17 protein-coding genes are annotated in these 23,292 nt (G+C 58.3%); all 17 read left to right on the forward strand.

Features of this window, described 5'->3' with window-relative positions; genetic code table 11:
* Positions 1 to 35 precede the first annotated feature (35 nt).
* Entirely contained in the window at positions 36 to 821 is a 786-nt protein-coding gene (flgG, locus tag DU29_RS0111460; protein ID WP_028621830.1) for a flagellar basal-body rod protein FlgG, read from the forward strand.
* A 52-nt stretch (positions 822 to 873) separates the two neighbouring features.
* The gene (gene flgH / locus DU29_RS0111465; RefSeq protein WP_028621831.1) at positions 874 to 1,569 is read left to right on the forward strand and encodes a flagellar basal body L-ring protein FlgH; all 696 of its coding nucleotides are present in this window, start codon (positions 874 to 876) and stop codon (positions 1,567 to 1,569) included.
* Between the two features lie 42 nt (positions 1,570 to 1,611).
* Positions 1,612 to 2,685: a flagellar basal body P-ring protein FlgI gene (locus DU29_RS0111470; RefSeq protein WP_050483102.1), complete on the forward strand. Its 1,074-nt coding sequence runs from the start codon at positions 1,612 to 1,614 to the stop codon at positions 2,683 to 2,685.
* Between the two features lie 11 nt (positions 2,686 to 2,696).
* Entirely contained in the window at positions 2,697 to 3,986 is a 1,290-nt protein-coding gene (gene flgJ / locus DU29_RS0111475) for a flagellar assembly peptidoglycan hydrolase FlgJ (RefSeq protein ID WP_028621833.1), read from the forward strand.
* A 23-nt stretch (positions 3,987 to 4,009) separates the two neighbouring features.
* Positions 4,010 to 6,070: a flagellar hook-associated protein FlgK gene (gene flgK, locus DU29_RS0111480; RefSeq protein WP_028621834.1), complete on the forward strand. Its 2,061-nt coding sequence runs from the start codon at positions 4,010 to 4,012 to the stop codon at positions 6,068 to 6,070.
* 13 nt (positions 6,071 to 6,083) lie between these two features.
* Positions 6,084 to 7,652 carry a flagellar hook-associated protein 3 gene (locus DU29_RS0111485; RefSeq protein WP_028621835.1) on the forward strand — a complete coding sequence of 523 codons (1,569 nt, stop codon included), beginning with the start codon at positions 6,084 to 6,086 and terminating at the stop codon, positions 7,650 to 7,652.
* Between the two features lie 108 nt (positions 7,653 to 7,760).
* Positions 7,761 to 11,342 carry a glycosyltransferase gene (locus DU29_RS0111490; protein ID WP_028621836.1) on the forward strand — a complete coding sequence of 1,194 codons (3,582 nt, stop codon included), beginning with the start codon at positions 7,761 to 7,763 and terminating at the stop codon, positions 11,340 to 11,342.
* A gap of 108 nt (positions 11,343 to 11,450) precedes the next feature.
* Complete coding sequence (locus DU29_RS01000000129830) at positions 11,451 to 14,171, forward strand: TIGR00180 family glycosyltransferase (protein WP_442961291.1); 2,721 nt, start codon at positions 11,451 to 11,453, stop codon at positions 14,169 to 14,171.
* A gap of 268 nt (positions 14,172 to 14,439) precedes the next feature.
* Entirely contained in the window at positions 14,440 to 15,366 is a 927-nt protein-coding gene (locus tag DU29_RS0111500; RefSeq protein ID WP_028621837.1) for a ketoacyl-ACP synthase III, read from the forward strand.
* 273 nt (positions 15,367 to 15,639) lie between these two features.
* Positions 15,640 to 16,488 (forward strand): flagellin domain-containing protein, encoded by an 849-nt coding sequence (locus tag DU29_RS0111505; RefSeq protein WP_028621838.1) that lies wholly within the window; start codon positions 15,640 to 15,642, stop codon positions 16,486 to 16,488.
* A gap of 74 nt (positions 16,489 to 16,562) precedes the next feature.
* Positions 16,563 to 16,928, forward strand: a complete 366-nt coding sequence (locus DU29_RS0111510) for a flagellar protein FlaG (protein WP_028621839.1) — start codon at positions 16,563 to 16,565, stop codon at positions 16,926 to 16,928.
* A gap of 82 nt (positions 16,929 to 17,010) precedes the next feature.
* Positions 17,011 to 18,438, forward strand: coding sequence for a flagellar filament capping protein FliD (fliD, locus tag DU29_RS0111515; RefSeq protein ID WP_028621840.1), 1,428 nt, complete (start codon positions 17,011 to 17,013; stop codon positions 18,436 to 18,438).
* Between the two features lie 131 nt (positions 18,439 to 18,569).
* Positions 18,570 to 18,965, forward strand: a complete 396-nt coding sequence (gene fliS / locus DU29_RS0111520) for a flagellar export chaperone FliS (protein ID WP_028621841.1) — start codon at positions 18,570 to 18,572, stop codon at positions 18,963 to 18,965.
* A gap of 10 nt (positions 18,966 to 18,975) precedes the next feature.
* Complete coding sequence (locus DU29_RS0111525; protein ID WP_028621842.1) at positions 18,976 to 19,272, forward strand: hypothetical protein; 297 nt, start codon at positions 18,976 to 18,978, stop codon at positions 19,270 to 19,272.
* Positions 19,273 to 19,445: 173 nt separating this feature from the next.
* Positions 19,446 to 20,921, forward strand: coding sequence for a sigma-54 dependent transcriptional regulator (locus DU29_RS0111530; protein ID WP_028621843.1), 1,476 nt, complete (start codon positions 19,446 to 19,448; stop codon positions 20,919 to 20,921).
* Positions 20,922 to 21,031: 110 nt separating this feature from the next.
* A complete protein-coding gene (locus tag DU29_RS0111535; protein WP_028621844.1) occupies positions 21,032 to 22,255 on the forward strand; it encodes a sensor histidine kinase in 1,224 nt (407 codons plus the stop codon).
* Positions 22,256 to 22,257: 2 nt separating this feature from the next.
* Positions 22,258 to 23,292, forward strand: a 1,035-nt coding sequence (locus DU29_RS0111540; RefSeq protein WP_028621845.1) for a sigma-54-dependent transcriptional regulator, incomplete at its 3' end; no start/stop codon positions are given.

Raw genomic sequence — 23,292 nt, forward strand, 5'->3', positions numbered from 1 at the left:
GTCGCGCCGTTAAACAGGCGCACGAGGAGAATCGAATGCTTCCGGCTCTATGGGTTGCCAAAACAGGTCTGTCCGCCCAGGACACCAACCTGACGACCATTTCCAACAACCTGGCCAACGTGTCGACCACGGGTTTCAAACGTGACCGCGCCGAGTTCCAGGACCTGCTGTACCAGATCAAACGCCAGCCAGGCGCCCAGTCGACCCAGGACAGCGAACTGCCGTCGGGTTTGCAAGTGGGTACCGGTGTGCGCATCGTCGGTACGCAGAAAAACTTCAACGCCGGCAGCCTGCAAACCACCGAACAGCCGTTGGACATGGCCATCGACGGTCGCGGTTTCTTCCAGATTCTGCAGCCGGACGGCACCACGTCCTACACCCGTGACGGTACGTTCCACCTCGATTCCAACGGCCAGATCGTCAACTCCAGCGGCTTCGCGCTGGAACCGGCGATTGTCATTCCGAACGATGCGCAGACCTTCACCGTCGGCAAGGACGGCACTGTGTCGGTCACCGTCGCCGGCAACCCGGCTGCTCAGGTGATCGGCAACCTGCAAACCGCGGACTTCATCAACCCGGCCGGTCTGCAAGCCGTGGGCAACAACCTGTTCCTGGAAACCGCCGCCAGTGGCGCGCCGCAAGTCGGCACGCCGGGCCTCGCCGGTTTCGGTACCACGCTGCAGAACACTCTGGAAACGTCCAACGTCAGCACCGTTGAAGAGATGGTCAACATGATCACTACTCAGCGCGCTTACGAGATGAACTCCAAGGTGATCTCCACCGCCGACCAGATGCTCTCGTTCGTAACGCAGAATCTGTAATCAAGTCTATGTGGCGGCCATGCGGTCGCCAGCAACACCGTGAGGTAGGGTCATGAATCGCTTTGTATCTGTTCTGGCACTGAGTGGGATTACCGCGCTGGCGGGCTGCGTCGCGCCGCCGCCCAAGCCGAATGACCCTTACTACGCCCCGGTGTTGCCGCGCACGCCGCTGCCGGCTGCCGCCAATAACGGCTCGATCTATCAGGCCGGTTTCGAACAGAACCTGTACAGCGACCGCAAGGCATTCCGGGTCGGTGACATCATCACCATCACCCTGAACGAGCGCACGCAGGCGAGCAAGAATGCCAACTCGCAAATCGATAAAAGCAGCGACACCAGTGTCGGCCTCACGTCGTTGTTCGGCTCCAGCCTCACCACCAATAACCCTATCGGTGGCGGCGACCTGAGCCTGAACGCTGGCTACGGCGCCGACCGCTCCAGCAACGGCGACAGCAAGTCCGGCCAGAGCAACAGCCTGACCGGTTCGATCACCGTGACTGTTGCCGATGTATTGCCCAACGGCATCATCGCCGTGCGCGGCGAGAAGTGGCTGACCCTCAACACTGGCGATGAGCTGGTGCGGATTGCCGGCCTGGTGCGCGCAGATGACATTGCTACCGACAACACCGTGTCGTCGACCCGCGTCGCCGATGCACGTATCACCTATTCGGGCACCGGTGCTTTTGCCGATGCGAGTCAGCCAGGCTGGTTCGACCGTTTCTTCCTCAGCCCGCTGTTCCCTTTCTAGGTGGCTACGTTGAATCTTAAACACCTGTTGGTGGCCGCTTTGATGATGTCTGCAGCGTTCGGTGCGCAAGCCGAGCGGCTGAAGGACATCGCCAGTATTTCCGGCGTGCGCTCCAACCAATTGATCGGTTACGGCCTGGTGGTCGGGCTCAATGGCACTGGTGACCAGACGACGCAGACGCCGTTCACGTTGCAGACGTTCAACAACATGCTCTCGCAGTTCGGCATCAAAGTGCCGCCGGGCTCGGGCAACGTGCAGTTGAAGAACGTCGCTGCCGTGTCGATCAGTGCCGATTTGCCGGCGTTCGCCAAGCCAGGTCAGCAGGTCGATATCACCGTCGCTTCGATCGGTAACTCCAAGAGCCTGCGCGGCGGCACCTTGCTGCTGACACCGCTCAAGGGTATCGACGGCAACGTGTACGCGATTGCTCAAGGCAACCTGGTCGTCGGCGGTTTTGATGCCGAAGGTCGCGACGGTTCGAAGATCACTGTGAACGTGCCATCGGCCGGTCGCATTCCCGGTGGTGCTTCGGTAGAACGGGCAGTGCCGAGCGGTTTCAACCAGGGCAACAGCCTGACGCTGAACCTCAACCGCTCCGATTTCACCACCGCCAAACGCATCGTCGACAAGATCAACGAATTGCTCGGCCCTGGCGTGGCCCAGGCCATCGACGGCGGGTCGATTCGTGTGAGTGCGCCGCTCGATCCGAGTCAGCGTGTCGACTACCTGTCGATCCTCGAAAACCTTGAAGTCGACCCGGGTCAGGCGGTAGCGAAAGTCATCATCAACTCGCGCACCGGCACCATCGTGATCGGCCAGAACGTCAAGGTCTCGCCGGCCGCCGTCACTCACGGCAGCCTGACCGTGACCATCACCGAAGACCCGATCGTCAGCCAGCCCGGGCCTCTGTCCAATGGCCAGACGGCCGTGGTGCCACGTTCGCGCGTCAACGCGGAACAGGAAGCCAAGCCGATGTTCAAGTTCGGCCCGGGTACTACCCTCGACGAAATCGTGCGAGCGGTTAATCAGGTCGGCGCAGCGCCAGGTGACTTGATGGCGATTCTCGAAGCGTTGAAACAGGCCGGTGCGTTGCAAGCCGACCTGATCGTGATCTGAGGACGACGACCATGGATATGCGCAAGGGTATGGGCGTCAGCGGCAACGATTCGGGTTCCTACTCGGACCTCAATCGCTTGAACCAGCTGAAGGTCGGCGACAAGAACAGCGACGGCAATATGCGCAAGGTGGCGCAGGAATTCGAGTCGCTGTTTATTGGCGAGATGCTCAAGTCCATGCGTTCGGCCACCGACACGCTCGGCCAGGACAATCCGCTCAATACCGAGGCGGCCAAGCAGTACCAGGAAATGTACGACCAGCAGCTGGCCGTTTCGATGTCCCGCGAAGGCGGCGGCATTGGTCTGGCAGACGTGCTGATGCGTCAGATGTCGAAGAACAAACCGCTGGCACCGGGCGAAGCGGCAACGCTGTCCGCGGCCAAGCAGGAAGCGGCGAAAGCGGCAGCCCATACGCCGATCGCTGCCGGCACGGTCGGCACCGATGGCCCGTTGTCGCGCATCAATGGCCAGCGTCCGTTGTGGGCTTCGCGTGCCGTCAATGCACCGCAAGCGGCGGGCGAGGGCGGCCATCGCAACGACATGGAATTGATCAATCAGCGTCGCCTGGCCTTGCCGCCAAAACTGGCCGATCGCTTGCTCGCCGGTCTGGTGCCGTCGGCCACGGTGAACGCTGCAAGCGTCAATAAGGCGCCGTTGCCGGAAAGCACCGCAGCCGCCACCGGCACGGGCGCGTTGTACAACGGCGACTGGCTGGCGAACGCGCAAGCGGCAGCGAATCCCGGCCTGCAGATTCACGGGCGCGCCATTGCGCAAATTCCGCTGGCGCCGGCAAAGAAAGCGTTCACTTCCTCGGATGAATTCGTCAACACCATGCTGCCAATGGCCAAGGAAGCGGCCGAGCGCATTGGCGTCGATCCGCGTTATCTGGTGGCCCAGGCTGCGCTGGAAACCGGTTGGGGCAAATCGGTCATGCGCGCCCAGGATGGCAGCAGCAGCCACAACCTGTTCGGCATCAAGGCCAGCAGCAACTGGAAGGGTGATTCGGCACGCGCCATTACCAGCGAATTCAGGAATGGCGCGATGGTCAAGGAGACGGCGCAGTTCCGTTCCTACGACTCTTACAAAGACAGTTTCCATGACCTGGTAACGCTGCTGCAAAGCAACGATCGCTATCAAGATGTGCTGAAGTCGGCCGATAACCCAGAACAGTTTGTACGCGAGTTGCAAAAGGCCGGTTACGCAACCGACCCGAACTACGCGAACAAGATTTCGCAGATAGCCAAGCAGATGACGAGTTACCAAAACTACGCTGCAGCGGGCGCTTCAACCACGCCTCTATAGGCACTAGGCATAAGGTCTGAACCATGAGTTTGCTCAATATCGGGATGTCGGGTCTGGCCGCTGGCCAATCCGCATTGATGACCACCGGCAATAACATTGCCAACGTCGACACCGCCGGGTACTCACGCCAGCAAACAGTGCAAGGCACCAAAGCCTCGCAGCAGTATGGCAACGTCTTCATCGGCAGCGGCACGACCCTGGCCGATGTGCGTCGGGTGTACAACAGCTACCTCGATGCGCAGCTGCAGACCACGACTTCGTTGAACAGCGATTCGGCTGCCTACCTGAACCAGGTCACGCCGCTGGACAAACTGCTGTCCGACAGCGGCACCGGCCTGAACGGCGCCCTGACCAAATTTTTTGCCTCGGTGCAAAACGTCAACGCCAAACCGGGTGACGACGCGTCCCGCCAGTTGCTGCTGAGCGACGCGCAGGCCTTGAGCAATCGCTTCAACTCGGTCTCTTCGCAGTTGAACGAGCAGAATGCCAACATCAACGGCAACCTGACGAGCATGGCCGATCAGGTCAACAAGCTCGCCACGACCATTGCGCAACTGAACCAGAAGATTTCCGAAGTCTCCGGGGCCGGCGGCACGCCGAACGATCTGCTCGATGCCCGTAATGAAACCGTGCGCCAGCTGTCGACCTTTACCGGTGCGCAGGTCGTGGAACGTGAAGGCAGCCTCGACATTTACCTGGGCAGCGGTCAGCCGCTGGTCATGGGCAACACCGTCAACAAACTGGAAACCGTGCCGAGCAAGGACGACCCGGGTCGCCTCGCGTTGCAGCTCAATCGCGGTGCCAGCAGCGTCGACATCACCTCGATCATGACCGGCGGCGAGATTGGCGGTCTGTTGCGTTATCGCAGCACCGTGCTCGACCCGGCCATGAACGAACTGGGTCGGGTGGCGCTGGTCGTTGCAGACCAGATGAACACGATCCAGGCCCAGGGCATCGACAAGAACGGTGACTTTGGTTCGACCCTGTTCAGCGGCATCAACAGCGCCGCACAGATGGCGCAGCGCAGCGTTGCCACCATCGGCAACAGCGTCGGTTCGGGCAATTTCGAGGTCAGCATCGAGGACACCGGCAAGCTGACCCTCAATGATTACAAGGTCACGTTTACCAGTGCAACCGACTACACCGTGCAGCGTCTGCCGGGCAACACGGCGGTAGGTTCTTACAGCACCGCGACCACGCCGGCACCGGTGATCGACGGGTTCTCCCTGAAGCTGGCCGGCGGTACCGCTGCGGCCGGTGACACGTTCAAGATCACCCCGACGCGCAACGCTGCGTCCACCATCAAGACCGAGATGACCGACTCCAAGCGTCTGGCCATCGCGGCACCGCTGGGCGCCGCCATTGCGGCCGGCGGCAGCGGCACGTTGTCGATTCCGGCCAGTGGTCAGCCGACTCTGACCACCAAATTCGACATCGACGACGTGGCCATCACCACTGCGATGCAGACCGGCCTGAAAAACTCCACGCCGACCAAAATCGTTTTTGGCGATGTCTCCGCTGACGGTACCAGCCAGACTTACCAGTTTCTGGATGCCAAGGGCGGCGTCATCAGCAGCGGCAGCATCAAGCCTGGCCAGAACAACACCCTGAGCCTGAATATTCCGCTCAAGGACGCCTCGGGCGCGCCTATGCCGGCGCCACCGGCCGCGCAGTACACCGTAGGCTTCGACATGACCGTTGCCGGCTCGCCGGGCAAGGGCACCGCGATCAACGTTTCACTGAGCCAGCCGGGCACGCTGGACAACCGCAACGGCACTGCGCTTGCCGGCCTGCAAACCGCGCAGACCGTAGACACAGGCTCCGCCAGCAAAGGTATTTCCCTGACCGATGCCTACGGCAAACTGGTCGAAGGTGTCGGTTCCAAAGCGGCGCAAGGCAAGCTCGATACGGCCGCGACCGGCGCAATCCTGGCCAACGCCAAGGGTGCACGCGATTCGGTATCGGGTGTCGACCTCGATGAGGAAACCGGCAACCTGGTCAAATACCAGCAGTACTACACGGCGTCGTCGCAGATCATCAAAGCCGCGCAAGCCATTTTCAGCACACTGATCAACAGTCTTTAAGGAGTCGTAGTCCATGCGCATTTCTACCGCCCAGTTTTACGAGTCCACGGCTGCGAACTATCAGAAGAATTTCGCCAACATCGTTAAAAGCAGCGAAGAGGCCAGCAGCCTGGTTCGTGTCAACACGGCGGCCGATGATCCGGTCGGCGCTTCGCGGTTGTTGCAGTTGGGGCAGCAGGCTTCGATGCTGGATCAGTACGCGGCCAACACCAGCACCATTAAAGCAACACTGGGTCAGGCCGAATCGGTTATGACCAGCATCAACAACGTTCTGCAGCGTGCCAAGGAACTGGCGATCGGCGCCAACAACGCCGGCTACACCGACGCCGACCGTCAGGCCAACGCCTCGGAACTGGGCCAGATCGAAGAGCAGCTGCTGAGCCTGATGAACAGCAAGGACGAAAACGGCAAGTACATCTTTGCCGGTTCGAAGGGCGACACCGTGCCGTTCACGCGCAACACCGACGGCACCTACACCTACAACGGTGATCAGGCCACTCTGGATCTGCCGGTCGGCGACAGTATGTCGATGGCTACCAACAGCACCGGTTGGGAAGTGTTCCAGCAGGCAATCAACACCAATCGCAGTCAGGTTACGCAGACCGCGCCGGTTCCGGCTGACAGCCGTGCGACCCTGTCTGACGGCCAGGTGACGTCGAACACGGCGTTCAACAGCAAGTTTCGCAGCGGCGAGCCGTACACCGTGGAATTCGTCAGCGGCACGCAGCTGAAAATCACCGCCGCGAACGGCGACGACGTGACCAATGAAGCCAGCCAGAATGGCGTGGTCGGCAGCGGCACGAATCAGACCGTGAGTTTTCGCGGCGTCGATCTGACCCTCAACGTCAACCTGAATGCCGGCGAGAGCGCAGCGCTACTCACTGGTCATAGCTTCACGCTGGGGGCCAAACCGGACACGTTTAACGCCGCGCGTAGCCCGGGCAACCCGAGTCCTACCCAAGTGACTGGCACCACCGTCACCGACCCGGCCGCTTACAACGCCAGTTTTCCGAGTGGTTCGGCGGTCCTGAAATTCACCAGTGCCACCGATTTCGACCTCTATGCCGCACCCGTCACCGCCGACAGCAAGCCAGTGTCCAGCGGCACGATGGTAGGCAACGTCGCGACGGCGTCGGGCGTCAGTTTCACCCTGAATAACACCGTGGCTGATCCGCTGGAAACGGGTGATCAATTCGCCGTGGCGGTCAACACTCACGAAACCCAGAACATTCTGGACACCGTGAGCCAGTTGAAATCGGCGTTGAATACGCCGACCACCGGTGACCCGGTAGCGACCCAGAAACAGATCGCCGCGATGTCAGCGGGGATGGCCAACCTGGCTAGCGGGATTGATCAGGTGTCTGCCGGTTTGAGCTCGGTCGGTGGTCGCGGCTCGGCGCTGGATACCCAGAGCGACACCAACCAGGCGCTGGTGCTGGCCAATGCCCAAACTCAATCGTCGATCCGCGACTCCGATCCGGCTGAAGTGTTGACCCGGCTGACCTTGCAGCAAACCATGCTGCAAGCGTCGCAGCTGGCGTTCAGCAAAATTGCCCAGCTGGGCCTGTTCAACAAGGTTTGATCCAGAGCAGGGGGCGCATGCCGGCATGCGATCCCCGAGCTACTCCTTTTTACGGTTCAGGGCGTTGCGCTCGCATGAGTTGGCGCCAACCGGTCGAGAGTCATGCGCGTGAAACCAGCTCCTCTTGTCAGCATCGCCATCCCCGCTTTCAATCCCCGCTTCTTCGATGTCGCGCTGCAAAGCGCGCTCGACCAGACTTATGAAAATCTCGAGATTGTCGTCTGTGATGATTGCCGTACCGACGAAATCGAGCGGATCGTCGAGTCGCTGAGCGCGCAGTCGCAGGTGACGATTCGTTATTCGCGCAACCCTGTCCGCCTGGGCTTTCAGCAAAATATTCTGCGCTGCTTTGACGAGTGCCGGGGCGAGTACGTCAAGTTTCTGTGTGACGACGACCAGTTGGTGGTGAATACCATCAGCCGGCAGGCCGCCATTTTGAGCGAGCATGCTGAAGTACTTCTGGTGGTGAGCAAGCATCACCTCGTCGATGCCGACAATTACGTATTGCCGGCCCGCATGGAGAACGTCGGGCTTACGCCATTTGATGCGCTGTTCAAAGGCGAAGACCTGCTGGCCAGTTTCGAAAAAACCCCGCGTAATATCCTCGGCGGTTTCAGCTGTTCGCTGATGCGTCGGGCAGACATCGCCTCGTTGTTACCTGCCTTGACGCAGGCGGGCGGCGGATTCGTCGCGCTGCTCGATTTCGCCTTGTACATCTGCCTCCTGCGCCGCGGTAATCTGGTACAGCTCAGTGACGTCGGCAGCGTCGTACGTTTGTATCCGGAGCGCTTCAGCAAGCGGCCTGACATGGTTTCTGCCTCCGTCGTCGAGTGGACATGGCTTGGGCAAATGCTCGCACAGCGCAGCGGCGAAGACGCACCGGCCACTGAATGGGTGCGTTACGTAATGCTGGACGAACTGACTTCGCCAGAAACCCGCGAGTGGGATGAGCTCAATCTGTATACGGCCATGGCTTCTCGCCAAGGGAATATGCTGGTGCAGGTAGGCACGGACAGTGAAAGTTACGCCGATCTATATGCGCAATGGATCGAATGTCGACGTTTCACACCGTCACGCAAACACGTGTTGTCCCGGCAAATCGCACGCTGGCCACATCGTCCTGTCATCGTAGCGGTGATCATCGATCCCGACGATGATGTCTATGGGCTCGACGTAACCCTCAAGAGCCTTGCGGCCCAGACATACAACTGTGAATCAGTCGTGCTGTTATCGAATGCCACCGGCGAATCGGATGATCAGGTGCAGCGACTGCAGTTGCAATCCGACTGGCCGCAGCAGCTCAACGAGTTGCTGCCAGGGCTGCACCATGTCGACTGGTTCTACCTGTTGCGTGCCGGTGACCGGCTGACCGAATCCGCGTTGCTGGTGCTGGCTGACAGGATTGTCGGAGCGCCAGCCGCGTCCTGCATCTACAGTGACGAGGGCGCGCTGGTAGACGACAGGTCAGCCGAGCCAATCTTCAAACCTGATTTCAATCTTGATTTGATGCGGGGCTATCCTTTCGTCGGCCGCACACTGGCCTTTGAACGTCGATGCTTTATGGAAATGGGTGGCTTCGACTCGACGTTGGGTGAATTGGCGCCTCATGATGTGCTCTGGCGGCTGGTCGAATCTTCCGGGCCGCAGACCATTGGGCACATCGCTGAAGTCCAGGTCGAGTCTGCCTTCAGTTTCGCTCAATGGTTATCACTACCCGAGGTGGTCGAGAAAAATCCTCGACTGGTCTCTGCTCACCTGCAGCGCATTGGTGTTGCCCATCGACTCCTGCCTGGTCCGCTGCTGCAGATGGTCCCGCGCATCGAATACCTGCATGCCGAGCAACCTCTGGTCTCGATTATCATCAGTGTCAAAAACGAATTGAGCGCGCTTGCGCGTTGCGTCAACAGTCTGATCAGCAATACCGCCTATCCACGTTATGAAATAGTCATTGTCGACAACGCTAGTGAAGATCCCGAGGTCCGTCACTGGTTGAACGCCATGGCCGAAATAGGTAGCGATACGCTGCGGATATTTTCGTACCCCGACGGCGGCAGTGACGCGCACATCATGAATTTTGCCGTGCAACAGGCTCGCGGCGACTATTTGCTTTTCCTGAGTCTTCACTGCATTGCGCATGACGCCACATGGCTGGGTGAGTTGCTCAATCACGCGCAGCGTCCTGAAGTCGGCATCGTTGGTCCGCGCACCCTTAGCCTGCAAGGCAATGTCATTGACGCTGGGTTGGTGCTTGGACTCAATGGCCTGGCAGGAAGGGCCTATGTCGATGAACCTGTGACGTCCGGCGGCTACATGCAGCGGTTGCAAATGGTGCAAAACTGGAGCGCTGTCAGCGGCCACTGTCTGATGGTGCGCAGGGAGGTGCTGGAGAGTGCCGGCGGGTTTGAGGAAGCTATCAATACTCAAGGCATCAATTCTCTCGAATTGTGCCTGCGTGTTGGCAGCGACGGCTATCTGATCGTCACCACACCGTACTCAAGCATTGTGCTGGCGCCTTCCTCAGAGACTGCGCGCCCAGCGTCTTGGCAAAAGCGCCTGGAGATCGAACAGGAGGCCTTTTATCAGCGTTGGCTGCCGACCATCGCCAATGACCCGGCTTACAATCGCAACCTCAGTCTGACCGGCAACACTTTCAGCCTGAGGCCGGGCCCGCGTACCGGCTGGAATCCGCTATGCACGCGCAGTACTCCGTCGATATTGGGGCTGGCGCTGAACAGCTCGGCGATAGGGCATTACCGCATCAGCCAGCCGCTGTTCGAACTGCAGGCGGCGGGGCGGGTGGTCGGCCGCGTCGCTTACGACATGCCGTCGATCATCGACATCGAGCGTCAGTCGCCAGACGTGATCGTCTTGCAAGGGCGCTACAACGCAAACAAGATTGACGACATCGGCCAGGTCAAAAACTTTTCGAATGCAATGCGCATCTTCGAGCTGGATGATTACGTCGCAGATATCCCCAGCAAGAATGATCACCGCCGTAATATGCCTGACAATCTGGCGGTGCTGCTGCGCCGAGGTGTGGGCATGTGTGACCGGGTGGTGGTCTCGACGCACGCATTGGCAAACGCTATGTCAGACATGCACCACGATATTCGCGTTGTACCGAATATGTTGGCGCCGTATCTGTTCGATAATCTCAAAAGCCGTCGAGGTGTATCGACCAAGCCACGTATCGGTTGGGGGGGGGGCACCAGCCACCGCGGCGACCTCGAATTGATCGCCGACGTCGTGCGCGAACTGGCCGATGAGGTTGAATGGGTGTTTTTCGGAATGTGCCCTGACGTGCTCCGGCCATACGTCCATGAATATCACTCAGGTGTCGCCCTCTCCGAATACCCGCAAAAACTTGCGAGCCTGAACCTTGATCTCGCTTTGGCCCCGCTGGAATTCCATATCTTCAACGACTGCAAGAGCAACTTGCGTTTGCTTGAATACGGTGCCTGCGGCTATCCGGTCATTTGCTCCGACACTGAAGCTTATCGTGGTCATCTGCCCTGTACGCGGATCATTACCAACAGCACGGATGAATGGTTGCAGGCGATTCGCATGCACCTGTCCGACCCGGCTGCCAGCTATCGGATGGGCGACGACTTACGTGAAGTGGTGTTGCGCGACTTCATATTGCGCGGCGACAACCTGCAGTACTGGGCTGATGGCTGGCTGGCCGATTGATGTGGCCTAACGTTGAGCCTTTAAAAAAACGCAAAGCCGCTGATTTGGCACCCGCTCGTTATAGGAATTCATATGCTTAGCAATTTCCCGAATGGATCGTCTGCTCCGTTGAACGCAAGATTTACCCTGGTGCTGCTGGCTCACAATGAGCCGCGAGCAGTGCGCCGTGCATTGCGCTATTACAGCGATCGTTCGTGCCCTGTGCTGGTCCTCGACTCATCCCTCGAAGCAGACGCTGAACTCGCTGCGACGTTTGCCAACGCGAAGTACGTGCATACCCCTGCCTCGCGCGCCGAACATTTCACCGTCAGGGTTGGTCAGATTATCGATCGGATCACCACGCCCTACATGGCGGTGGTAGAGGCCGAAAGCTTCCTGTTGTCAGACGCACCCGATCAAGCATTGGCGTTCCTTGAAGCCAACGCCGACTACTCAACGTGTCAAGGTTACAGCCTGGCGTACGAAGCGCATGCCGATCGCGTTGATTACTTTCTGCGGGACCGCAAGGGTTGCGAAGACTATAGCGACGCTTCGCCTGACGCTCGGCTGGCGGTGCTGGACCGCGACTGCCCGTCCCTGGCCAATGCTGTCACCCGCACTGAAACCGTAAAGCGCTGGTTTGGATCGCTGGCTGCGGATTTCAACCCGAACGCGCGAGGTCAGGGGTATTCAGATGCGCTGGCGAAGGGCGGCAAAGTGCGCCTTCTTCCCATCCCCTATGCGCTCCATGAGCGCCGCAGCATCACCTTTGGCGAGATCACCGAGAAGCTGTTCGAGTCGACCTGGAGTTCATTTGCCGGCGAGCCGATTCGCCGTTTCGAACCCACGCAGTACGTCGAGCTACCGTTCTACAATCAAGCCTTTTTCGAGGCGTTGGCCTCGCTCGAGTTCATGATGCACGCGGTGCCGGCCGGCACGCTGCAGTTGGAAGAGCTCGAAGCGACGATGCTCAAACAAAAAGAATTGTCGCGTATTCACCGCAACAGCAATGCAGAACCTCTCCAGGAGCGACTGGTTCAAGCCTTTGAAAGCTATGCCTTCAACCAGGAAGTGGTGGAGCAATTTGCGCGGACGCTGACGGGCGAAGACGACCGTGCACAGGCTGAGAAAATAACAGCATGGGGAGAGCGACTGGGCGCAGCGATGCTTGACAGTGATCGTGGTTTATTCGACACCACACGTTCAGGTCGACTGCTGAACTGGCTGGAGGCGCGCAACCCGAGCGAGCACCAGGCAAAGGACATTTCCCGGCATCTGGCACGCCACTCCGGTGGCCCGACCTTCGGCATTCTCGTGCTGGACCTTGACGCCGATGTACGCAAGCTGCAGGCGACGTTCGACAGTGTGATGAACAGCTATTGCCGAGCGTTCAGGATCATCGTGTTCACCACCGGCGATCTGCCGGCAGAAACCACGCTGCGACACACGCTGCATTTCGTCAAAGTCAATGAAAGCAACTATGTCGACAAGATCAATCAGGTGGTCAGTCAGACCGATTGCGACTGGATGGTGTTGGCTGAAGCGGGCGACGAATTAACTCAAAGCGGCCTGTACCAGGCGAGCCTGGAGTTGCTCTCCGCGCCGAAGTGCCGTGCTGTGGCCATGGACGAATTCCAGCGTCAGGAAAATGGAACGCTGGTTGACGTCTTCCGTCCGGGTTTCAACCTTGATCTTCTGCAAAACTGCCCGGCCTTGATGGCGCGCCACTGGTTGGTCCGTCGGGATGTCATGGTGGCGGCTGGCGGTTATTCCCGTGAATTCAAGAAAGCGCTGGAGTTCGACTTGCTCTTGCGCCTGATCGAACAGGGCGGCCTGGATGGACTGGCGCATCTGGCAGAGCCACTGTTGATTTGTCAGGCACTGGGCGGGCGGGCCAGCAACGACGAGCGCAAGACCTTGCTGCGCCATCTTGCTACACGGGGCTATCAGGCTGACGTCAGTTCTCTGATACCCGGTACGCACAAGATCGATTACCGCTTCATCGACCGGCCTATGGTCTCGGTCATCCTGCACGGTGTGCGCGATCTGGCGACGCTGCAGCGTTGCATCCTGAGTGTCCTGCAACGGACTCGCTATCAGCGCTACGAAGTGCTGGTGCCCGACGATGCGGCCTACGCGGCGCAACTGAGCAGTTGGCTGTATGGTCAGGGTCAGCAAGCCAAACGGGTTCGCCTGTTCAGTGCCGAACCGGGTCTGGCAACCGGGGCGCTGATCAATATCGCCAGCCAGCAGGCCAAGGGCGAATACTTGCTGACGCTCGCGGCTGACGCAGAGGTGGTTAACGTCAACTGGATCGAATCGCTGCTTAATCAGGTCCAGCGTCCGGAAGTGGGCGTGGTTGGCGCCAAGCTGATTGATCGCGAAGGACGTGTTACTCAGGCCGGGCTGATTCTGGGCTTTGGTAAGGGGGTCGGCTCGCCGTTCGTGGGCGAGCCCAAGTCTGCCTTGGGTTATATGAACAGGCTGGTGGTCGAGCAGAACTGCTCGGCGGTGTCATTTGCCTGCATGATGATTTCCAGGCAGCTGTTCGATGAGTCGGATGGCGTTGATACCGGGTACTTCGCCGAGGCGTTGGGTGATGTCGACCTATGCCTGCGTGTGGGTCAAGCGGGGTATCTGACGGTCTGGACGCCCCATGTGCAGGTTATTCAGTCGGGGCTTATGGCGGAGTCGTCAACGGCCCGGCAGGCGTTTGGGGAAAAATGGTCTGAAGCGCTGGCGCAGGATCGGTTCTATAACAAAAACCTTGCCGTGGACGGCGCTGGCTTCTCGCTGGGTCCGGTGACCAACGTCCCTTGGGAAGCTTTGATCGATCAGATCAAAATCTGAAGATCAGGCAAGAACGTAATCCGCGTTCGCTGCAAACAAGGCTCACCTGACGGTGAGCCTTTTTTTGTTCAGTCGTATTTTCTCTATGTGCAGGCGGAAAATCGCATTCATGTACTTAACGGCGTGACGCATAGGTCATAAAGTGCATCTTCACTGTATTGTGTTTCTGGGAGCGGGCGATCAGTCTGCCCCGGAAAATCAACCATTTTGATGCACCCTTGAGCTCTTCGGGGTGAACCTAGTCGCTGTTTATGATCGGGAAGCCATGATGATTGGCATAAAAAGCATAGCGAGTTACGTGCCGACTGCCGGCGTGGATAACTACGCTCAGGGTGCCAAATTCGCCAAAGATGAAGAATTCATCCTGGGCAAGATCGGTTCGGCTTTCCTGCCGCGCAAAAGCGCTGAGCAGGAAACCTCGGACCTGTGCGTTGAAGCGGTCAATGCACTGTTCGCCAGTAATCCTGAACTGAAGCGCGAGTCCATCGACGCGCTGATCGTTGTGACCCAGAACGGTGATGAAGAAGGGCTGCCGCACACGGCCGCTATCGTTCAGGACAAACTCGGTTTGCCGACCCATGTGGCGGCGTTCGATATTTCCTTGGGTTGCTCGGGTTATGTCTACGGCATCTATGCCATGAAAGGCTTCATGGAAGCGGCGGGTTTGAAGAACGGTTTGCTGATTACCGCCGACCCGTATTCGAAAATCGTCGATCCTGAAGACCGCAACACCACCATGCTCTTCGGCGACGCCGCCACTGCAACGTGGATGGCCGAAGATGCGCCGTGGTTGCTGGGTAAGGCCAAGTTCGGCACAGACGGTTCCGGGGCGCCCCACCTGAAAGTCAGCGACGGCGTGTTTTTCATGAACGGCCGACAGGTTTTCAACTTTGCCCTGTTGAAAGTGCCTGCCCACCTGCACGAGTTGCTTGACGAGTCGGCGCTGCAAGCCAGCGACATTGACGCGTTCTGCATTCACCAGGGCAGCGCGGCCATCGTCGATGCGGTGGCGCGACGCTTTGAAGGCGAGCCGGAGAAATTCATCAAGGACATGGTCGAGACCGGCAACACCGTTTCATCGAGCATTCCTTTATTGCTGGAAAAGCACGTTTTGACCTCAGCATGGAAGCGAGTAGCCATCAGCGGGTTTGGCGTTGGGTTGTCATGGGGCTCGGCGATTCTCTATCGCGGCTGATCTATCCGGGTTTCTTTATTGCGCTGCCGGTCCTGCCGACAGCGCTTTTTTTTGCCTGAATTCTACGTATCAGCTTTTTGACGTCATTTTTTTTGTGCGGCACAACCGCCAAGTCCTTGATTTACGGGGGATGGCAGTCTGCTAGTAAATATTTTTAAAAAAGCCCTCAAGCAACCCGCTCTGACGACGATAACTATTACGAAGGTTCTCTAGGCCACACCCGGCGCTTGCCAGGGCCGGAAGCCGCAGTACCCAACCAACGAGGAATTCGTCATGGCTTTAACAGTAAACACTAACGTCACATCGTTGAATGTTCAGAAAAACCTGAACAAGGCTTCCGATGCTCTGTCGACTTCGATGACTCGCCTGTCGTCCGGTCTGAAAATCAACAGCGCCAAAGACGACGCCGCCGGCCTGCAAATCGCTACCCGTATGACCTCGCAGATTCGTGGTCAGACCATGGCGATCAAAAACGGCAACGACGGTATCTCCATCGCTCAGACCGCTGAAGGCGCGATGCAGGAACAAACCAACATCCTGCAACGTATGCGTGAACTGGCAGTTCAGTCGCGAAACGACAGCAACAGCTCCGACGACCGTGACGCTCTGAACAAAGAGTTCACCGCAATGGCGTCCGAGTTGTCCCGCATCGCTGGCTCCACTAACCTGAACGGCAAAAACCTGCTCGACGGTTCCGCCAGCACCATGACCTTCCAGGTTGGCTCCAACACTGGTACCGACAACCAGATCACACTCGATCTGACCGCTAAGTTTGACGCCGCCAGCTTGGGTATCACTTCCGGTATCACCGTTGCCGGTTCTTCCAGCGCCGAAGCTGAAACCAACTTCTCGGCTGCTGTTGGCGCAATTGACGACGCACTGAAAACCATCAACGCCAGCCGTGCTGACCTTGGTGCTGCACAAAACCGTCTGACCAGCACCATCGCCAACCTGCAAAACATCAACGAAAACGCCAGTGCTGCACTGGGTCGCGTACAAGATACCGACTTCGCTTCCGAGACTGCACAGCTGACCAAGCAACAAACTCTGCAACAAGCTTCCACCGCAGTTCTGGCTCAGGCCAACCAACTGCCATCCGCTGTACTGAAACTGCTTCAGTAATAGCTGGTGAGTTTTGGGCGGGGGAGTGCGTTTATCGCGCTCTCTCGCTTTTTTGATTTAGCGAGGTGATGGACATGGATATGAGCGTGAAGCTGAACTTGTCTTATCCTGCGGCGAAGCCGGTAGCGCACGTTGCTGAGGCAACCGCAGAAAAGCCTCGAGCTGATGCTGCGCCAGTGGCATTGGTCAAGGATGAGCCCAAGGATGCAATCAGTGAGCGGGATAAACTGAAAATGGCCGTTCAAGAAATTGAAAAGTTCGTTCAGTCGGTCAAGCGTAACCTGGAGTTCTCCATTGATGAGCCTTCAGGCAAAGTCGTTGTTAAAGTCATTGCCAGTGAGTCCGGCGAGATAGTTCGTCAGATCCCCAACGAAGAAGTCCTGAAACTGGCCAATAGCTTGAACGACGCAAGCAGTCTGCTGTTCAGTGCGAGAGCCTGACGGCTGGCATGAAATTTGTTGCTATGTTCTTTTGAGCGTTGTAGTGGTCAAAAGACCGGCGAGACACTGAAGGGAGATTCACATGGCAAGTCCAATTCTACCGGGCTCGGGCTTAGGCTCTGGACTCGACACCGGTGCTATTGTCAAGGCATTGGTAAACGCTGATAAAGCGGCGAAACAAGGACAGATTGATCGGGGTACTACCACTAACACTTCCTCAATCTCTGGCGTGGGCTCACTGAAGTCGTTGCTCGCCACGTTTCAGGCGACCATGCGGACGCTCGGCAATACAACTGAACCTCAGTTCACCGGTTTTTCTGCCAGCTCATCCGACCCTAAAGTCCTGACGGCCACTGCAAACAATGCAGCGGTCAACGGCATTTACAAGGTCAACGTTTCGCAACTCGCCACCGGTTCAAAGGTGGCCACGGCCGCTTTCGATGGCGGCGCTAAAGCGTCGGTCAACGGCGGTGCTGCTGGCACGCTGACGATTTCCCAGAGCGTACCTGGCGGAACGGCCAAGACCTATGACCTCGACGTGCCGGCTGGCTCCACTTTGGAATCGGTCGCCAAGGCGCTGAACGACAAATACCAGTTCAGCGGTTTTAGCGCCAACGTGGTAACCGATAACTTTGGTTCCCGTCTTGTGGTCAGCTCGGCGAATACTGGTGCAGGCACCGATATTTCGCTCAGTGGTGCAGGACTCGATGTCGATGGGTCGAAGGTTATTCCGGCGATTGCTACGAAGACCTCATCTGGCTCGGTGGGTGGTCTTGCTTTGGATGCGTTGTTCACCGTGGATGGTCTGGCTATCAGCAGTCCTACCAACAAGCTGGAGAATACTGTCTCGGGCTTGTCGATGACGTTGCTGGCCAAGGGCGAAACGCAGGTACTGGTTACGACAAACACTGACGGACTCAAAGCGTCCATCCAGAAGTTCGTCGATGCCTACAACGCAGTTGCAAACGCAATCACGTCATTGACCAAGCCTTCGCTCGATGACGATGGCAAGCCGACCATCCCAGCAGCGCTGACCGGGGATGCCATGCCGCGTTCGATTCTGGCAGCCATGCGCGGGCCTTTGTCCGAGTCAGGTACTGGCGACAAGTTGACCGTTTTGGCGCAACTGGGCATCACTACCGACCAGAAAACGGGTGCGCTGACTTTCGACACTGCCAAATTCAACAAGGCGATGACCGAAAAGAAACTTGGCGGTGAAGTTCAGAGCCTGTTCTCGGGCGAAGATGGCCTGCTCGCGCGGATGAGCAAGGTATTGACGCCTTACACCGAGACCGGCGGGATTCTTGATACACGCACCACTGCGCTTTCCAAAACCAAGACTAAGCTGGCCAACGAGCAGCTCGCGCTGGATCGTCGGATCGAAAATCTGACTGCCGTACTGACCAAAAAATATAACGATATGGATACCTTGGTCGGTAAGTTGAAAGCCACAGCCAGCAACATCACGTCGATGTTCGAAGCCATGGCTGCACAGCAGAAGAACAGCTGACAACATGGAAGCGCCAAAAGCCCGGCAGCGTCATTTGACTCTCCGGGCTTTTGTGTTTTGGCGACTAAAGTTTTTTGACGTACCGTCGATATATTGTTTATACGAACCACAGATTTCAGATGAGGTAGAACATGAACCCGATGTTAGCCCTTCGCCAATACCAGAAGATTGGCGCGCAAGCGCAGACTTCCGAAGCCAGCCCCCATCGTCTCGTGCAGATGCTGATGGAAGGTGGCCTTGATCGTATTGCCCAGGCCAAAGGCGCGATGGAACGCAAGGACATTCCCAACAGGGGTGTGTTGATCGGAAAGGCCATCGGCATCGTCGGTGGTTTGCGTGAAGGTCTTGATCTCGAGAACCAGGCGGAGTCTGTAGGTGAGCTGGATAACCTTTACATCTACATGATGAAGCGTCTGGCCGAAGCCAACATCAAGGCCGATCCAAAGATACTCGACGAAGTCGCCGATCTGCTACGTACCGTCAAAGACGGTTGGGATGCTATCGCCGCGCCGGGTCCGCAGTTTTAAGGAGATCACCATGAGTCTTGTCTTGCAGCGTATCGAACAAACCCGTGAAGGCCTGGTGGGTGCACTGGCCGAGCGAAACTGGGAAGCCATTGGTGCATTGGACCTGGCTTGCCGATCCTGCATGGAAGACGTTTTGAGTGAAGCTGCCGTGGACGAGGCCGCGTTGCGCGACAACCTTGAAGAGCTGCTCAGTGTGTACAAAAAGCTGCTCGAAGCAGCGACGGGCGAGCGTCAGGCGATAGTTGAAGAGATGTCGCAGATCCATCAAGCACAGAGTGCAGCAAAGGTTTACCATCTGTTCGGTTGAAAAACCGTCAGTTAATCGAAACTTTTCTGCGCCATAAATTTGACTGTTCGGCTTTTTTTGACTTAACTAGTGGCTGTTTACGATTACCAGACGTCTACAGGCATATGGTGTCTGCAAGCGTCCAGCTTGCCCCTTTTTGGGCATCCGAGTTTGACTAGGGAAGTTGCTATTGCATGTGGCGTGAAACCAAAATTCTGCTGATAGATGACGATAGCGTCCGCCGCCGCGACCTGGCGGTGATTCTAAATTTTCTTGGTGAAGAAAATTTACCCTGCGGAAGCCATGACTGGCAGCAGGCGGTCGGCTCATTGTCATCCAGTCGTGAAGTGATCTGTGTCCTGATCGGGACGGTCAATGCGCCAGGCGCACTTTTGGGCTTGTTAAAGACACTCTCAACCTGGGATGAGTTCCTTCCGGTTCTGTTAATGGGCGATAACTCTTCCGTTGACCTGCCTGAAGACCAGCGGCGCAGAGTGCTTTCCACCCTCGAAATGCCGCCCAGCTACAGCAAACTGCTGGATTCGCTGCACCGTGCCCAGGTCTATCGCGAGATGTACGACCAGGCCCGCGAGCGCGGTCGCCATCGTGAACCCAATCTTTTCCGCAGCCTCGTCGGCACCAGCCGGGCGATTCAGCACGTCCGCCAGATGATGCAGCAGGTCGCCGATACTGACGCCAGCGTGCTGATCCTCGGCGAGTCCGGCACTGGCAAGGAAGTGGTTGCGCGCAACCTGCACTATCACTCCAAGCGACGTGACGCGCCGTTCGTACCCGTCAACTGCGGCGCGATCCCGGCCGAGCTGCTGGAAAGCGAGCTGTTCGGCCATGAGAAGGGCGCTTTTACCGGCGCGATCACCAGCCGCGCCGGACGCTTCGAGCTGGCCAACGGCGGCACTCTGTTTCTCGATGAAATCGGTGACATGCCGCTGCCCATGCAGGTCAAACTCCTGCGCGTGTTGCAGGAGCGCACCTTCGAACGCGTGGGCAGCAATAAAACCCAGAGCGTTGATGTGCGCATCATTGCCGCAACCCACAAGAATCTCGAGAGCATGATCGAGATCGGTAGCTTCCGCGAAGATTTGTACTATCGCCTGAACGTGTTCCCGATCGAGATGGCGCCGCTGCGTGAACGCGTCGAAGACATTCCCCTGCTGATGAACGAATTGATCTCGCGCATGGAGCACGAGAAGCGCGGTTCGATCCGCTTCAACTCCGCCGCGATCATGTCGCTGTGCCGTCACGGCTGGCCGGGCAACGTTCGTGAGCTCGCCAACCTGGTGGAACGCATGGCGATCATGCATCCGTACGGAGTGATTGGCGTGGTCGAACTGCCGAAGAAATTCCGCTATGTCGATGACGAAGACGAGCAACTGGTCGACAGCTTGCGCAGCGATCTCGAAGAGCGCGTGGCCATCAACGGTCACACGCCGGATTTCACCGCAAACGCCATGCTGCCGCCGGAAGGTCTCGATCTCAAAGACTACCTGGGTGGTCTCGAGCAAGGGCTGATTCAGCAAGCGCTCGATGATGCCAACGGCATCGTTGCCCGTGCTGCCGAACGCCTGCGGATTCGTCGCACGACGCTGGTTGAAAAGATGCGCAAATACGGCATGAGCCGTCGTGACGGTGATGAACAGGCGGATGATTGACGCCTGTTTTTCAAGTCGCTCATTTATAAGCGGTTTTTTTTAGGCACGGGTATTGCTACATCCCTCGCAACGTTCCGTTTCACTGACGGTCAGCCAAGCGAGAGAGCACAATGCCCCAAGCCGCCCAGATTTTTCCTGTCCCAGACGCATCGGGGCAACCCCCGTCCGTAGAGCAGGTGAGCCGGCTTGGCCTTGAGCAGGCATTTTCGCTGTTCAATCAGATGTCCAGCCAGTTGACTGACTCCTACAGCTTGCTCGAAGCCCGGGTCACCGAGCTCAAGGGTGAGCTGGCGGTGGTCAGTGCTCAGCGCATGCAGGAGCTGGCAGAAAAAGAACGCCTGGCCAACCGCCTGCAAAACCTCCTCGATTTGTTGCCCGGCGGTGTCATCGTCATCGATGCCCAAGGCATCGTGCGTGAAGCCAACCCTGCCGCTTGTGAGCTGCTCGGTCTGCCCCTTGAGGGCGAGTTGTGGCGCCACGTGATTGCCCGGTGCTTCGCGCCTCGCGAGGACGATGGTCACGAAATCTCGCTGAAGGACGGTCGGCGATTGTCGATCGCCACTCGTTCGCTCGATGCCGAACCTGGTCAACTGGTGCTGCTCAACGACCTGACCGAAACCCGCCATCTGCAGGCTCAACTGGCTCGCCATGAAAGGCTGTCGTCGCTTGGCAAAATGGTCGCTTCGCTGGCGCATCAGATTCGTACGCCATTGTCGGCTGCGCTGCTCTACGCCAGTCACCTGACCGAGCAGGCATTGCCGGTGGAAACCCAGCAGCGTTTTGCTGGACGACTGAAGGAACGTCTGCACGAGCTGGAGCATCAAGTCCGCGACATGCTGGTGTTTGCGCGCGGCGAGTTGCCTCTGACGGATCGCATTACCCCGGCGCTGTTGATGCAGTCGCTGCAATCGGCTGCGCTGACCCACGTTCAGGAGTTGCCGATACGCTGGCAGTGCGACAGTCATGCGGGAGAGTTGTTGTGCAACCGCGATACGCTGATCGGCGCCATCCTCAATCTACTCGAAAATGCCATCCAGGCGAGCGCCGGCGACGTGCGCCTCAAGGTTCATCTCTACACCCGTGGCGACAGCTTGCGCGTGTGCGTCAGCGACAATGGCAGTGGCATCGACAGCGAAATACTGGCGCGATTGGGTGAGCCATTTTTCACTACCAAAACCACCGGCACCGGCCTCGGCCTGACGGTTGTCAAGGCAGTGGCGCGTGCCCATCAGGGCGAATTGCAGATGCGCTCGCGGCCGGGTCGCGGCACGTGTGCGCAAGTGATCCTGCCGCTTTTCTCCAGCGAGCGGCCCAATGCGCAGGTTGCGGAGTGAGCATGCGAATCAAGGTTCTACTGGTCGAGGACGACCGTTCGTTACGCGAAGCATTGGCCGACACGCTATTGCTCGCCGGCCACGATTACACGGCTGTCGGTTCCGCAGAAGAAGCGCTGGAAGCAGTCGCTTTCGAGTCCTTCAATCTTGTGCTCAGTGACGTCAACATGCCCGGCATGGACGGCCATCAGTTGCTTGGTCTCTTGCGCGCCCGTCAGCCGCAACTGCCGGTTCTGCTGATGACGGCACATGGCGCAGTCGAGCGCGCAGTTGATGCCATGCGCCAGGGCGCAGCGGATTATCTGGTCAAACCCTTCGAGCCCAAAGCACTGCTCGATCTGGTGGCGCGCCATGCGCTGGGTAATCTCGGCGCTGTGGAGGGCGAAGGCCCGGTCGCTTTCGAGCCGGCCAGCGCACAGTTACTGGAACTGGCCGCGCGTGTGGCGCGCAGTGATTCCACAGTATTGATCTCCGGTGAGTCCGGCACCGGTAAAGAAGTGCTCGCCCGCTACATCCATCAGCATTCCCATCGTGCCAGCCGGCCGTTCATCGCGATCAACTGCGCGGCGATTCCGGACAACATGCTTGAAGCGACCTTGTTCGGTCACGAGAAAGGCTCGTTCACTGGCGCCATTGCGGCACAGGCTGGCAAGTTCGAACAGGCCGACGGCGGCACGATTCTGCTCGATGAAATTTCCGAAATGCCACTCGGCCTTCAGGCCAAACTGCTGCGCGTTCTGCAGGAGCGTGAAGTCGAGCGTGTCGGCGCACGCAAACCGATCACTCTGGATATTCGGGTGGTTGCAACCACCAACCGTGACCTGGCCGGCGAAGTGGCGGCGGGGCGATTCCGTGAAGATCTCTACTACCGGCTCTCGGTGTTCCCGCTCGCCTGGCGGCCATTACGCGAGCGCACCGCCGATATCCTGCCGCTGGCAGAGCGGCTTTTGAACAAGCACGTCAATAAAATGAAGCATGCGGCAGCCAAATTATCGCCCGCGGCACAGGCATGTCTGATTAGTTACCCATGGCCTGGC

This window comes from Pseudomonas sp. Ant30-3 (assembly GCF_000690905.1).
Taxonomy (GTDB): Bacteria; Pseudomonadota; Gammaproteobacteria; order Pseudomonadales; family Pseudomonadaceae; genus Aquipseudomonas.